Below are 14,052 nucleotides of genomic sequence, written 5' to 3'. Positions count from 1 at the left end.
AGTGTGTAAAATATTAATAAGTAGGTCTATTTGACCTGCTAAAGAGAAAAAATTACGGAGGTTAATATGGATCCAAGACAAAACAGACCGCAGAACAGACGTAAAAACGTCACATCCGGCGGAAGTGGAGCACATAGACGCGGCGATGGACTTGGCACAGGTCCTGTCGGTTCAGGAAGCTATTCAGGCGGATCAACAGGCGGCGGAGGCGGCGTAAAGAGAGCAGCTGCCGGCGGCGGCGGAATAATGACGCTCCTTATAATCGGTTTCCTTTTATTTAAATTTATGGGCAGCGGTGCAGGCGGCGGTGCAGGAAATCTCCTCGGCTCACTCTTAGGCGGCGGTTCAGCACCGTCGGGCTTTGATTTCAGCACTGAGGATACAGCATCAGGCAGTGCTACCAGTGATACATCAGTAGATACATCTGTTGCCACAGGTTCACGTGAAAAGCGTACAGTTATCAAGGGCAACAACGAGGACGTTGTAACTATCATGGTATATATGTGCGGTACCGACCTTGAATCAAAATACGGCATGGCTTCTTCCGATATGCAGGAAATGGCAGGTGCTTCCTACGGTGACAACGTAAACGTAATCGTATTCACAGGAGGCTGCTCAAAGTGGAAGTCAACAGGCATAAGCAATAAAGTCAACCAGATATATCAGATAAAGAACGGTCAGGTGGGCAGACTTGTTGAAGATGCTGGCTCAAAGGCAATGACCGATCCTAACAACCTTGCATCATTTATACAGTACTGCTCCAAGAACTTCCCTGCTAACAGAAACGAGCTTATCCTCTGGGATCACGGCGGCGGATCAGTTACAGGCTACGGCTACGACGAAAAGAACAAGAGCAGCGGATCTATGAGCCTTGCAGGTGTTAATCAGGCACTCAAGAGCGGCGGAGTAAAATTTGACTTCATCGGCTTTGACGCCTGCCTTATGGCAACAGCAGAAACAGCACTCATGCTCAACGAACACGCTGATTATCTCATCGCTTCTGAGGAAACAGAACCCGGTATCGGCTGGTACTACACAAACTGGCTCACAAAGCTTGGCAGCAACACTTCTATGGCAACACTTGACATCGGCAAGAACATTGTTGACGATTTCGTTTCCGAGTGCGCAAAGAAGTGCAGAGGTCAGAAAACAACACTTTCCGTTATCGACCTTGCTGAATTCTCAAATACTGTACCAAAGGATCTCAATGCATTTGCTAAGTCTGTCAGCACAAAGATTTCAAACGATGAGTACAAGGACATTTCAAACGCAAGATACTCTACCCGTGAGTTTGCAGAAAGCTCTCGCATAGATCAGGTAGACCTCGTAAACCTTGCTGAAAATATTGGAACTCCCGAGGGTAAGGCACTTGCTGAAACTCTTAAAAAGGCAGTCAAGTACAACCGCACATCTACAAACATGACAAACGCATACGGAGTATCAATTTATTTCCCGTATCAGCGTACATCATACGTAGATACAGCCTGCAATACTTACAACCAGATCGGTATGGACTCTGAGTACTCCAAGTGCATCAAGCAGTTTGCAAAGCTTGAAACAGGAGGACAGATCGCAGCAGGCGGCACAGGTTCCGCCCTTAGCTCACTCTTCGGACTCGGCGGTTCATCAAGCTCATCAGGCAGCTCTGATATGATCGGGTCACTTCTCTCCAGCTTCCTCGGCGGCGGCGGAAGAAGCATAGCAGGTCTCGATGATTCAAATACTGCATTTATGCAGGATACAGATGTTGACGACACAGCTGAATATCTTTCAACTCACTACTTTGACGCATCAAAGCTCACATGGGAAAAGCAGAATGATTCATATACTATGAAGCTTGCTGACAATCAGTGGGAAATGGTACACAAGCTCGACCTTAATATGTTCTACGACGACGGTCAGGGCTACATCGACCTCGGACTTGACAATATCTACGACTGGACAGAAGAGGGAGACCTTATTGCTGATACTGAAAAGAACTGGCTCTCGATCAACGGAAACGTTGTAGCATACTATCACACAGATACAACAAACAGCGGTGATGATACGATAATCACAGGATATGTACCTGCTTTACTGAACGGTGAGCGTGTAAACCTTATAATCGTATTCAACAACGCTAATCCAAACGGCTTTATCGCAGGAGCTTCCACAGATTACGTTAACGGCGAGACAAACGCTGTAGCAAAGAACCTTACAGAGCTCAATGTTGGCGACAAGCTTGATTTCATCTGTGATTATTATGATTACGATATGAATTATCAGGACAGCTACATGATCGGTGATCAGGTAACAGTTTCCGATAATATGACCATAAGCAATACAGACGTAGGATCAGGCGCCTGCCATATCCTTTATCGCTTCTCTGATATTTACAATCAGGATTACTGGTCAGAACCAATCGTTATCAAATAAAATGTTAAAGAGCAGCTTTCGGGCTGCTCTTTTTTATGATAATAAAATTGTAAAAAAATAAAATTATTATTTTATTGATATTTTTACTTGACATCGCCGCTCATTTGATGTATAATATTAATGCTGTCCGAGGTGTGGCTCAGTTTGGTAGAGTACTACGTTCGGGACGTAGGGGCCGCAGGTTCAAATCCTGTCACCTCGACCAAAAAGCGGTATAACCCTAAAAAGTCGTACCGCTGTATATTTTGCCGCTGTGGTGGAATTGGCAGACACAAGGGACTTAAAATCCCTCGGTAGCAATATCGTACCGGTTCAAGTCCGGTCAGCGGCACTGTTTATGAAACGTCGAATATTCGGCGTTTTTTGTTTCTAAAAAAACTGCATTGCATACAGAAGAAAAGGCTGCGTAACTTAATTGTTACACAGCCTTTTTTATCTTACATCATAATAGAATTTATCGGCAGCTTTTCTGTCCCTTCCCGTAAAAATAGCCTTTGTCATTTTACGGTCTTTGAGCAGATACCAGTCCCCGAATTCATCGAATTTACGGCTTGAAGTTATGACCCTCGACTTCTTCAGAGTGCCGTATTTCTTACCGAATTTCTTTCCGAGAGCTTTCAGCCTTCTTGCGAAATCCATATCCTCAAGGCTCACAAGACTCTCATCAAAACCGCCTATCCTGTCAAAATCCTTACGCCTGCACCAGAACATAGTTCCAGACAGCATACCGCCGCTCTTTATCATAACAGGTATCAGATTTAATGCAACATATGCAGTAGAAACTGCAATTCCCAGCGACATACGGTCAAATTTCGGCATTGCACCGCCGCCGATATATTTTCCCGAGAAAAGCATCTTTTTTATCTCAGCCAGTGAACACTTTGTCATAACGCTGTCAGCGTCGATAGTTACGATTATTTTTCCGTTTGAAGCTCTTACTCCTGCGTTTCTGATGCTGCTGATACATCTGTCCTCATTAGGCACAACTAAAGCTCCGTAATGTCTCGCCACATCGGCAGTCCTGTCAGTACAGCGGTTAGCCACTACCACGATCTGTACTCTGTCGTTTACTTCCTTTTCAGCACGTTTTATTGAACGCAGACATTTTCCTATATACTTTTCTTCATTATGCGCAGGTATTATGACTGAAAACAATGTCTCCACTTGTTACGTCCTCCTGAGCATTAAATATATTCTGTTTCTCTTTTAAGTCTGAATTCTACCGAACGCTTGAGATAGCCGAGATACTCGTCATCTCTGCACATAGCCTTCCCTATGTCGTCAGACAGCTTTGCAACGGGTCTGCCGTTTACATACTGGAGCTTAATAACTATATTAAGTGCTTTTTCCTCTGTATCATTGGAACAGAACGTGCCTATACCAAAGGATACCTTTGTCTTGTCACAGAAGTAATCATGCAGCTTCTGTGCTCTGTCAAAGTCGAGGCTGTCACTGAAAAGCAGGAGCTTTGTTTTCGGGTCAACTCCGTACTTTTTGTAATGAGCGATCATCTTTTCTCCCCACTCATAAGGGTCGCCGCTGTCATGACGAACTCCTGTATAGTTATTGACCATAGAGCGGTTGAAATCAAGGAGGAACAGGTCTGTTGTGACTGTATCCGTAAGTGCAGTACCGTTATCGCCGTCGTACTCGTCATACCAGTCCTTCATTGCGTAGTGGTTGGTATAAGCAAGCGGGATAGAATCTATTCCCTGATACATCTGCACGAATTCATGTGCATAAGTACCGATAGGAGTTACGTTATACTTCATTGCAAGGTATACATTTGAAGTACCTACGCAGTTTTTAGTTTCAGTAACCAGTCTTTTTACAACAACGTCCTCCCACTCACGGGAAAGTCTTCTGCGGCAGCCGAATTCAGCGAACTTGAATGTATAAGTACCATCGTTCATAGCCTTTATCTTAGCGTCAAGACGTTCCTCAGCCGACTTTCTCAGCTTCTCGTAATCATATTTCATACGGAAGTATACTTCGTTTACGATTTCAAGCAGATATATCTCGAACTGCATAGCCGAGAAAAGAGGACCGTTTACTTCGATATTGAGTTCGCCGTCTTTAAGTTCAACTGTAACGTAATCACGGATAGGTCTCCACAGTCTCAGGAATTCAACGTAGTCATTCTTTATGAAGCGTATGGAACGCAGATAATCAAGCTCCTCTTTTTTGAAGGTAAGTGAGCAAAGGTGATCTATCTGTTCATTTATTTCCTGAACCATTTCGGGAGTAAAAACAACGTCCTTGTTGCGGCACTTGAAGAAATACTGTCCGCAGAGATCTGTATGCTTGTGGAAGATGACCTGATCCATATTGAATTTATAGAGATCTGTATCAAGAAGTGAAATAACGATCGGTTCGAGTTTCATAGCTTTCTCCTTTCCATATTATAAAATATCTATCTGGCAGCTTCTCATTGTTTCTATTGCAGCAGCGTGCTTCTCGGGAGTTACACCTGCACAGCACTTTTCGACTACTGCAATTGGAGCTTCGGGGAAGCTTGCCTTTAATAAAAGCGCATTGCTTACAACACATATATCCGTGCAAAGACCGATAAGCTCAATGCTGAATTCATCGCTGCCTGCTGCCTTTCTTATAAGCTCGGGAAGCTTGACCGAACCAAATGTATATTTCTCTACAGGAGTAAACTTTCTGCTTTTCAAAGCAGCAGAGATATCCTTGTTCAGCTGCCAGCCCTCAGTGCCTTTTATGCAGTGAGGCACAGGTAGCTTTTTGCCCTCTGCCGTATCCATATAATCGTCAAAATGAGTATCATATGTTGCAAAGATCTCGCCGTCAAAGCCTGCTATCTTTTCGGCAGCAGCAGGTACTATGGCACAAGCCTCTTTTGAACCGAGAGCTCCATCTATGAAATCCTTCTGCATATCAACAACGATCAAAAACTTTTTCATAACCTCATATCCTCCTATGATAAAAGTATTATAAATCAATTATACCTCAGTACTTATGCAAGAGTCAAGCATAATTTTTATGCCTGATCCGTTTTACGCCTTGCGTTTATAGAGCTTTGCCGGACGATGCCCCTCTCCTCTTACATATTCGTCTGTCTCCTCAACATAGCCGCTTACCATACGGCGAAAATTCGCAGGAAGTATTGATATGTTCATTATAGTTTCCTGCACCTTCTGAAAAGATGTCAGAGTGAACTTTTCGGGCAGAAAATCAAATATAGTATCGTAATTTCTTGCCGCATTCCGGAGAGCTGTAAGAGCTGCAGCGATTATTGCAGCATGGTCAAATGCAAGACTGCTGCTGTCAACTATACGGAATTCAGTGCGTCCGAAGCTTGTTTTCTCCTCTGTAAGCACTGCTTTCAGTTCAGTATCTTCATATTTCAGAGTAAGCTCGTATTTTCCGCTGTCATCGCGCTCAAAGCTTACGCTGAACCACTGTGCATCGGAAGCGTCATCGCTGCCTACCTGTTTTACCGCCTCTTCACTTATTACAGAGACATATGCATTTGAGATTATCCAGCCTCGCGGATCACGGTCAGGCTTGCTGAAAACTCCCACAGGCATAAGTGCAGTCGGCATGACATTAGTCTCTTCCTTTGTCTCCCTGAGAGCACATTCCTCGATAGTCTCACCCTTCTGCAAAAAGCCTCCGGGCAGAGCCCACATTCCCTTGAACGGATGCCCTCCCCTTTTTATCAGCAGAAGCAGGAGCTTATTTTCGGGATTTTTCCGATAACTGGTCTTATCCTCCGAGCTTACCATAAAAGCCGCCACATCAGCCGTTACGGACGGTCTTTCGTAGTCCTTTATGTTATAGTTTTTCAGAAATTCCTTCTCGCTGTCCATTGCGGATCGCCTCCTTAGTTATTTCTATTATGATAATATCATAAAAATAATAAGATGTCAAGTGTTTTTGAAAAAAATTTCGGATTTTTTGTGATATTATCATGAAGCCTTTTTCTCTGCCGATATTGCATATTTTTACGGAATGTGGTAAAATAATTATAACATTATTTTAGGGGGTAATCATATGAACCAGCATACAAGATTTAATCTTCCCATATGTCTTGCAGTCGAAGAGGACGCATTCTTTCACTCCGATGAGATAGTCAAGAGATACATTCCCGATATAATCGGACAAAAGACTATCATAATATCCGAGGAATTTCTCATCGGCATATACAAGGAAAAAATAACGGATATAAGCAATGATTTCGGCAATGCAGAAATATTTGCAATAAAAAATGCAAGCTTTGATGAAGCTGTTACTATTGCAAAGAAAGTCTGTATCGAAGATATAAAAGTGATAATCGGTATCGGAGGCGGCAGAGTACTCGATACCGCAAAGTATGCCGCTCATATCAGCAAGGCGGTATATATATGTATGCCAACTTCTCTCAGCAATGACTCTCTTGCTTCTCCGTTCTCAGTCCTTGAGACCGAAGGCAAAGCACGAAAAACTATTGAATGCAAGATACCTACTGCAATAATCGTCGATACCAATATGATAACGAACGCTCCCGAAAGTCAGACACTATCGGGCATAGGCGATACTATCGCAAAGCATACTGCACTTTTCGACTGGAAGCTTTCCGCGTCAAAGACCAATTCCCGTGTTGACGACTTTGCCTACGCCCTAAGCCGTATGAGCTATGATTCGGTTTATCACTGCGACGAAAAAGACATGAAAAGCCGCGTATTTATTCGCATCCTTTCACGAGCACTTGTTATGGGCGGCCTTGCAATGGAAATAGCAGGCTCTTCCCGTCCGTGCAGTGGCAGCGAACACCTTTTCGCCCATGCTATCGAGGAATACTATCCAGATATAAAAATATCCCACGGACTTGCAGTTGCACTCGGCAGCATACCTGCCTGCATATTCCAGGGACAGACTCCGCAGGGACTTCTTGACTTTTTCAGGACATATAAGCTTGACATCAACCCAAAGTCCTACGGCATCACCGAGGATATGTTTGCGGATATATGGGAAAAGGCTCGCACAGTCAGAACAGGCAGGATAACAATACTCGATGACGTAAAGCATGACAGAGTACAGCTCAATGAAATATACAGCAGAATGGTGGAAGGAAAATGAAAAAAGGCATTATTTTTGATATGGACGGCACTCTCTGGGACTCCTCAGCAAATGTAGCCGCATCGTGGACTGAGGCAGTCCGCAAGTCCGAATACGATCTCCCCGATATATCTCAGAAAGATGTTATGGGCGTAATGGGACTTACAATGGATAAGATCGCAGATAAGCTATTCGGTACTCTACCGAAAGACAAACGCATGGAGCTCCTTGACATCTGCTGTGAAAAAGAAAACACCTATCTGCTTCAACACGGCGGCGTACTTTATCCCGACCTTGAAAAAACTCTCAAACGCTTGAAAACAAAATATCATCTCTATATAGTCAGCAACTGCCAGAAAGGTTATATAGAAGCTTTTCTCGAGCACTACGGCTTCGGGAAGTACTTCGATGATATAGAATGCTACGGCAACAACCTCAAAGGCAAGGGTGACAATATCGCTCTCGTCGTAAAGAGGAACAAACTTGAAAAAGCATGGTATGTTGGCGATATACAGGGAGACTATGACGCCACTATGCAGGCAGGTCTTGACTTTATCCATGCAGCTTACGGCTTCGGAAAAATAAAACAAACTGTTCCCGAACTTGCACAATTCAGCGATCTTCCCGAACTGATGGAAACACTGCAATGATATGAAAAAACGTGAAGAAAAACGAAAGTCTCCGTTCACCTCATACAATGACGGACGTATTTACGGATTTTTCGTCATGCTGGGATTTGATGCTTTAGCTATCATTTATTGTATATACCTCTGTAAAAAGCGTGATCTGCCGTTAAACTCTCTGCTTGGATTATTCTCTATCAGACATGGCTCACCCTACATCTGGGCATTCACTATTGTAGGTCTGTATTGTCTTATTACATGGATGATCTATAAGATACGCCGTAATATCATAATAAAAAACGGCAAGCTACATAAGGAAGCTGAACTGATAGATTTTGATTATGTATCAAAGCTGGGGACACGTTCGAGATATTACTCCTACAAAGTCAAGCTGCCCGACGGACGTATTATAAAGACGGAAAAATATATGTTCAACAATTACTACGAACTTGTCAGTAAAAAATGTACGGTGTACGAATACAAAGGCAGGTATTACTGCACTAAATTCAGATGAAAGTATTGACACCGCTTTCTGAAAGGTGTATAATACAATCAGAAATACATATATAGTATTTCGTAATTTATTTTTAAGGAGAAGTTGTTTGAAAAATAATAACAGACCTGAGATAGCAGCGTAAACGGGTGGTTTGCGAATACTGTCTCACACAAACCTCCCGTGTCTTGTCAGCTGATTCAGGAGGAAAAAATAATGAATAAATATGACTACATCATTCGTAAGGAAACAAAAGACGACTACCGCGAAACCGAAAATCTCGCACGTGAAGCGTTCTGGAACATGACCAAGCCGGGCTGCCATGAGCATTACTTCATACATATTATGAGAGATCATGCAGACTTTATCCCGGAGCTTGACTATGTTATCGAGCTTGACGGTAAGGTCATTGCAAACGTTATGTATTGCAAGGCTACTCTCACAGATGAACAGGGCAATGTGAAGCCTGTAGTCACTATGGGACCGCTGTGCGTGCTCCCCGAGTATCAGCGTATGGGCTTCGGAAAGGCACTTCTTGAACATACATTCAAAATTGCAGAAGAAATGGGCTATGACACGGTCATAAACTTCGGTAACCCCGACAACTACGTTGCAAGAGGCTACAAGAGCTGCAAGAAGTATAATGTATGCTTTGAAGGTGATATATTCCCTGCTGCACTGCTGGTAAAGGTATTGAAGGAAGATGCTCTCGACGGACGCAAATGGTTATATCACCCAAGTGAGGTAGACAAGCCATGCGATGACGAGAAGGCAGTAGAGGAATTTGACAAACTGTTCCCGCCCAAGGAAAAGGGCTGGCAGCCAAGTCAGGAAGAATTCTATATCCACAGCCATTCAACTATAACGTGGTAAGCAATAACATCAAAGCCGACAGTTCACGCTGTCGGCTTTTTCATACTGATACGAAAACAGCCTGACTTTCGTCAGGCTGTCTGTATTTACATCTGTGCATTGAAGAGAGCAGCAAGCTCATAAACAACGTCGTCGTTGTCAGCGTCAATGTATACTGCTTCGTTTATTGAAGAAAGATCCTTCAGAGAGTCGATATCCTCGTTATAGCCGATAGTGTAGATCGGTATACCGTAGTAATCAACGATATCTGCCGCTGTTCTGTAATCATATCCCTCATTGCACTGTCCGTCGCTGAGAAGGAATATCATAGCTTTTGCATCAGGAACATTCTGCTTGTACTGATTGATAAGATCAACGCCTACCATCAGAGCATCGTATGTAGCTGTATTTCCTCCTGTTCTCATTCTCTCTACAGCTCCTGCAAAATAGGACTGCTGTTCAAGTGTGAACTGAGCTATAGGAAGCTCAATGGATACATTATCGCTGTATGAAAGAAGTCCGACATAGTTATCAGGCTTGATGTTCTTTGAAGCCTCAAGAAGAGACTCTTTAAGCCTTGCAAGAGGATCACCGCCCATACTTCCCGAAACATCGGCAATAAAGAGAGCAACTGTAGGTGTGCCCGAATCCTTTTCCTGCTTCCACAGACGCTGAGCGCTGATTATGTCAGCACCGCTGAGCTTTGAAGTATTGTAGCTGTATGAATTATCCGGATCAAATCCGTATTCCCTTGCATGAGCCTGCGGAGCGTCGCTGAGTGCATAATTAAGGAAAGCAGAAAGTGCTTCATGCTGGTCTGCTGAAAGATCACCTACACTGTAAAGCGGATTGCTGTGCTTGTAGCCAAAAGGTACAAAATCATATCCGCCCTTTAATACAGCACTGTTAGTATAAGCCTGATACTCAACAACGCCTGCCTGAAGAGTTCCGCTCTGCATAGCGTTTACCATCTGATCTGTAGTATAGCATACAAAAGGAATGCCCTTCTGGAGCTGCTGGAATTTCTCTATTGCAGCACTGCTGAGCATATCACTGCTGTCAAAGTGCTGGAGCGCATTAACAAGGAAGTTAAGACCTGTTGCCGATGTATAAGGATAAGTATATCCCATTTGCAGCTCGCCTGCTGCGACAGCATCTACTACAGTCTCAAATGATACATCACCGTACTTTGATTTAAGAGTCGATGCAGCTGTACGTGATACTGCAATTCCTGCAACATTTGATACAAGTGACTCTGCTTCGAGCTTGAGCTTTGCACCGTTTTCGGAAGCAAGCTCACCGAAAAGCTCGTTTGAAGGAGTATAAGCCTGTGGAATATAAACATTATTTGTAATATAATCGCAGGAAGCTCCTGAAGCAATGCTTCTTACACTTACTGAAATTGTCTTTCCGTTTGAAAGACGGTTGCCTTGTCTGTTGAATTCCTCAGCAACCTCATTGAGCCAGCCGTTGTTATTCTTGCCTGCCTTTTCAGATGTTGAGAATATCTCTATGTCAACATCTCCGTTTCCTTCAACAGTAAGCGGATACTTTGTATTGATATTCGGCAGATTTGCTGCCCCCTTATCAGAGTAATCAACATTACCCTTTATCAGTTCCGCACTCGTTACCTTTATATTTTTAAGGCATGACTCAAGACTCTGGGAAATATTCTTCTGCGGAACAGGAGTCTTTTTCTCTTCCTTCTTTGATGAATTGTTGTATATAACTACGATTATGAGTATCATTGTTACCAATGCACCGATAACAGCAATTATAACGGGTGATTTACTTTTATTCATTATATATCCTCACTTTCCATTTCTTTCTTATAATCATGTATAGATTCTATTATAAGTCTCAGCGATTTTATCTCGGTATTCTTTCTTTCACTGTCCGTCATCTGAGATACCTCAATAAGCAGATTTGTATAATCGTTAAGTATCTTTTCGTTTCTTCCTGTAAGCATTCTAAGATAATCCTTGTGCATATTGAGTTCACCGTTGCGCGAAGCAGACTGTATTATAGCGGTTCGCTTCATAAAGAGCATCATATTGCTGAGCATTACCGACTGTATATCCTGATTTACAAGCTCATAAACTCCTGCTCCGTCACTTATTGCATTAAGGGTAACAGATTTCTTCTGAAATGCTTCCCACTGTTCAATAAGCCTTGAAGCTTCCTGACGGCAAGGAGCATAGTCCTTCAGGTCTTTCATTACCTCGATATAATCCTCAGGCTGATTCAAAGATTCAAAAGTATGCTCATCTATTATATACGCGCGCTGAAAAGCCTTTCTTCCAAGGCTGGCAGCTCTGATAAAAAAATAATTACCCCATGACAGAAGTGCCACCATGGCAATTATCACTATTATCGACAATATCGCAGAATCAAGAAGATCAGTACATCCGAACAGTAATACCGATATTGCAGCAACGCACACATTGAATATTATCTGTCCTAAATATTTTTTCAACGTCATCCCCCCCGTAATCATGGTTTTAAAAATTACATTTTATATATTATATATCATATTTTTCAAAATGTCAATTACCACTTCACCCGCATAAAGCACCCATATCCTCATATTATGCCCCTGCAATTATAAAGCTATGAAATTTTTCATATATATCTACCTCATGCCATATTCTTAGGAAGTGAATATCCGATATCAATATCAAACTAATATAAGTTCACTCGACCATATAATACGGTCGCTTTAGCCTATTTCAGAGACAAAATCTGACATTTCATTCGCCCACATATTATGTTCGATGCAGGTCACACTTATAAACAATTAGTATATTTCATTTTAATAATCAAATATAGTATAATATGTAAAAAAAGATGTGCCAAAGGGAAATATAAAGAGCCGCAGGACGTATTTATCCTGCGGTTCCTGTTTTACTAAAGCTCTATTGCGCGCGTGCATATTTTCTCACGAAATCTCACATCATGCTCTACAAAAAGCATAGTAGGCTGATATTCAAGCAACAGTTCTTCAAGCTGTATACGTGAAAAAACATCAATATAATTGAGAGGTTCGTCCCATATATAAATATGTGCAGGTGTAAGCAGACTTGCTGCAATAAGCACCTTCTTTTTCTGTCCCTCAGAAAACTCTGAAATATCCTTTGAAAGCTGTACGCGTTCAAGATTCAGATTGCGCAGAATAGTGCAGAACATACTTCTGTCAAGTCCGTGCTTCTCACAGTAATCCTCTATACTTCCGCAAAGTTCTCTTGTATTCTGGTCGATATAGGATATTATGAGCCCTGATGCGATATCGCAAGTCCCCTTTTCGGTTATATTGCTGATAACATCGTTGTATCCCGCTTTATTCAGTATCGCTTTTATAAGAGTAGACTTTCCGCAGCCGTTACTGCCGTGCAGTGCAATGCGTTCACCGCTCTCCACATTAAAGCTTATGCCGTCAAGCACAGCCGACTCCGAATCATTGTATCTCAGACTGTAATCTGCAAAGCTGATAAGATTTTTCCTGTAATGGGTAAGCTTTTCAAGCTTCAGCTGTTTAGTTCTTTCGATATCGCTGAGAAGTCCCTCTTTTTCCTCAATCTGACGGTCTATGCGCTTTTCGATATTCTTGACTCTGCTCTGCATCTTCTTGGTTTTAGCGCCTATAAACGATCGCGTAGAGATACAGCGATCATTTTCCTTTATTGGATCAAAGCCTATTTTTGTACGCTCGTTTTTATCAGCCCAATCAGAAGTTTTTTTCGCAGCCTGTCTTAGCTTGCGTATCTCTTTTTTATGCTTTTCGTTTTCAGCGATCGCAAAGCTTTCTTTGCGCTGTTTGTTCTCCCACCACACAGAGAAATTACCGCTCTGCACCTCTATACTTTTACGGTTAAACACAAGTACATGGTCGATGCAGGCATCAAGCAGGTCTCGGTCATGGGATACAAGAATAAAGCCTTTCTTTCCCGAAAGATACTCCTTTACCTTTTCACGTGCTTCATAGTCAAGGTGATTTGTAGGCTCGTCTATTAGCAGGAACTCATTCTCACCAGAAAAAAGCACTGCAAGCAGCACCTTTGTCTGTTCACCAAGACTGAGTGTGCAAAAGCCTCTGTAGAGTATTTCCGCAGTTTCTCCAAGCTTTTCAAGCTCGCATATCACACGCCATTCCTCGCACTCGTTCCTCAGTTCGTAAATCAGCTCAGAACCTGTCATTTCTCTCTGAGCATCGCTGACATGATACGGGAAATACTCGAATTTTACAGAAGAATCTATGCTGCCTCTGTACTGATATTTTCCAAGCAGAAGATTGAGGAAGGTAGTTTTCCCCTTTCCGTTCCTGCCGATAAAACCAAGCTTCCAGTTGGTATCAATTGAAAAGGATACGTTCTCGAATATATTGTCATAGCTTCCTTCGTAATAAAATGTAAGATCGTTAACTCTGATCTGTGACATAAAAATTCCTCCTTCCACGGTCCTGTATGCAAAAAAGCAGAACCATTTGCTGCCAAACAGTTCCATTACATACTTATAACCTCATGGTCGGAGGGATAACATCACAATACACCTATATTGTGACATATATACGCAAAAAAGAGGTTATGAGAACATAATCCACTTTTGGCA

Annotated in this window: 12 protein-coding genes and 2 tRNA genes; 7 read left to right on the top strand and 7 right to left on the bottom strand. The window is 42.5% G+C overall.

All coding sequences use genetic code 11. The annotated features are described in order from the left end of the window. Positions 1-66 precede the first annotated feature (66 nt). The 3 genes from L870_RS0100585 to L870_RS0100575 all read left to right on the top strand — a co-directional run bounded on the left by L870_RS0100585 (position 67) and on the right by L870_RS0100575 (position 2,746). Positions 67-2,415, top strand: a complete 2,349-nt coding sequence (locus L870_RS0100585; RefSeq protein ID WP_028516449.1) for a clostripain-related cysteine peptidase — start codon at positions 67-69, stop codon at positions 2,413-2,415. Between the two features lie 128 nt (positions 2,416-2,543). Next, a tRNA-Pro gene (locus L870_RS0100580) sits at positions 2,544-2,620 on the top strand. Between the two features lie 42 nt (positions 2,621-2,662). Then, a tRNA-Leu gene (locus L870_RS0100575) sits at positions 2,663-2,746 on the top strand. Positions 2,747-2,847: 101 nt separating this feature from the next. Here L870_RS0100575 and L870_RS16235 read toward each other — a convergent pair. The 4 genes from L870_RS16235 to L870_RS0100555 all read right to left on the bottom strand — a co-directional run bounded on the left by L870_RS16235 (position 2,848) and on the right by L870_RS0100555 (position 6,251). Beyond that, the gene (locus L870_RS16235; RefSeq protein WP_051411310.1) at positions 2,848-3,579 is read right to left on the bottom strand and encodes a glycosyltransferase family 2 protein; all 732 of its coding nucleotides are present in this window, start codon (positions 3,577-3,579) and stop codon (positions 2,848-2,850) included. Positions 3,580-3,599: 20 nt separating this feature from the next. Then, positions 3,600-4,799: a nicotinate phosphoribosyltransferase gene (gene pncB / locus L870_RS0100565; protein WP_028516448.1), complete on the bottom strand. Its 1,200-nt coding sequence runs from the start codon at positions 4,797-4,799 to the stop codon at positions 3,600-3,602. An 18-nt stretch (positions 4,800-4,817) separates the two neighbouring features. Further along, complete coding sequence (locus L870_RS0100560; protein ID WP_028516447.1) at positions 4,818-5,342, bottom strand: cysteine hydrolase family protein; 525 nt, start codon at positions 5,340-5,342, stop codon at positions 4,818-4,820. A 93-nt stretch (positions 5,343-5,435) separates the two neighbouring features. Next, on the bottom strand, positions 5,436-6,251 hold the full coding sequence (locus tag L870_RS0100555) for an NUDIX hydrolase (RefSeq protein WP_028516446.1): 816 nt from the start codon (positions 6,249-6,251) through the stop codon (positions 5,436-5,438). Between the two features lie 184 nt (positions 6,252-6,435). Here L870_RS0100555 and L870_RS0100550 point away from each other — a divergent pair, with 184 nt between their 5' ends. The 4 genes from L870_RS0100550 to L870_RS0100535 all read left to right on the top strand — a co-directional run bounded on the left by L870_RS0100550 (position 6,436) and on the right by L870_RS0100535 (position 9,468). Then, complete coding sequence (locus tag L870_RS0100550; protein ID WP_028516445.1) at positions 6,436-7,500, top strand: iron-containing alcohol dehydrogenase family protein; 1,065 nt, start codon at positions 6,436-6,438, stop codon at positions 7,498-7,500. Further along, positions 7,497-8,129 (top strand): HAD family hydrolase, encoded by a 633-nt coding sequence (locus tag L870_RS0100545; protein WP_028516444.1) that lies wholly within the window; start codon positions 7,497-7,499, stop codon positions 8,127-8,129. Before L870_RS0100550 ends, L870_RS0100545 begins: the two co-directional genes overlap by 4 nt. 1 nt (position 8,130) lies before the next feature. Next, positions 8,131-8,616 carry a hypothetical protein gene (locus L870_RS0100540; protein WP_028516443.1) on the top strand — a complete coding sequence of 162 codons (486 nt, stop codon included), beginning with the start codon at positions 8,131-8,133 and terminating at the stop codon, positions 8,614-8,616. Between the two features lie 195 nt (positions 8,617-8,811). Continuing rightward, complete coding sequence (locus L870_RS0100535; RefSeq protein ID WP_028516442.1) at positions 8,812-9,468, top strand: GNAT family N-acetyltransferase; 657 nt, start codon at positions 8,812-8,814, stop codon at positions 9,466-9,468. An 86-nt stretch (positions 9,469-9,554) separates the two neighbouring features. Here the strand turns inward: L870_RS0100535 and L870_RS0100530 are convergent, their stop codons facing one another. From L870_RS0100530 to abc-f, 3 genes are all read right to left on the bottom strand, one after another. Beyond that, entirely contained in the window at positions 9,555-11,249 is a 1,695-nt protein-coding gene (locus L870_RS0100530; protein WP_028516441.1) for a vWA domain-containing protein, read from the bottom strand. Further along, a complete protein-coding gene (locus L870_RS0100525) occupies positions 11,249-11,923 on the bottom strand; it encodes a hypothetical protein (RefSeq protein ID WP_028516440.1) in 675 nt (224 codons plus the stop codon). The genes L870_RS0100530 and L870_RS0100525 overlap by 1 nt, the downstream gene beginning before the upstream one ends. 431 nt (positions 11,924-12,354) lie before the next feature. Further along, complete coding sequence (abc-f, locus tag L870_RS0100520) at positions 12,355-13,881, bottom strand: ribosomal protection-like ABC-F family protein (RefSeq protein WP_028516439.1); 1,527 nt, start codon at positions 13,879-13,881, stop codon at positions 12,355-12,357. Between the last annotated feature and the right edge of the window lie 171 nt (positions 13,882-14,052).

The sequence above is a fragment of the Ruminococcus flavefaciens ATCC 19208 genome (assembly GCF_000518765.1).
Classification (GTDB): Bacteria; Bacillota; Clostridia; order Oscillospirales; family Ruminococcaceae; genus Ruminococcus; species Ruminococcus flavefaciens.
Note: the sequence above shows the minus strand (reverse complement) of the source record. Positions and strands in the feature narration are given on the sequence as shown.

Coding starts and splice junctions, on each gene's coding strand:
- L870_RS0100585 (WP_028516449.1), top strand. CDS start 67: ATGGATCCAAGACAAAACAGACCGCAGAACAGACGTAAAAACGTCACA.
- pncB (WP_028516448.1), bottom strand. CDS start 4,799: ATGAAACTCGAACCGATCGTTATTTCACTTCTTGATACAGATCTCTAT.
- L870_RS0100560 (WP_028516447.1), bottom strand. CDS start 5,342: ATGAAAAAGTTTTTGATCGTTGTTGATATGCAGAAGGATTTCATAGAT.
- L870_RS0100555 (WP_028516446.1), bottom strand. CDS start 6,251: ATGGACAGCGAGAAGGAATTTCTGAAAAACTATAACATAAAGGACTAC.
- L870_RS0100550 (WP_028516445.1), top strand. CDS start 6,436: ATGAACCAGCATACAAGATTTAATCTTCCCATATGTCTTGCAGTCGAA.
- L870_RS0100545 (WP_028516444.1), top strand. CDS start 7,497: ATGAAAAAAGGCATTATTTTTGATATGGACGGCACTCTCTGGGACTCC.
- L870_RS0100540 (WP_028516443.1), top strand. CDS start 8,131: ATGAAAAAACGTGAAGAAAAACGAAAGTCTCCGTTCACCTCATACAAT.
- L870_RS0100535 (WP_028516442.1), top strand. CDS start 8,812: ATGAATAAATATGACTACATCATTCGTAAGGAAACAAAAGACGACTAC.
- L870_RS0100530 (WP_028516441.1), bottom strand. CDS start 11,249: ATGAATAAAAGTAAATCACCCGTTATAATTGCTGTTATCGGTGCATTG.
- abc-f (WP_028516439.1), bottom strand. CDS start 13,881: ATGTCACAGATCAGAGTTAACGATCTTACATTTTATTACGAAGGAAGC.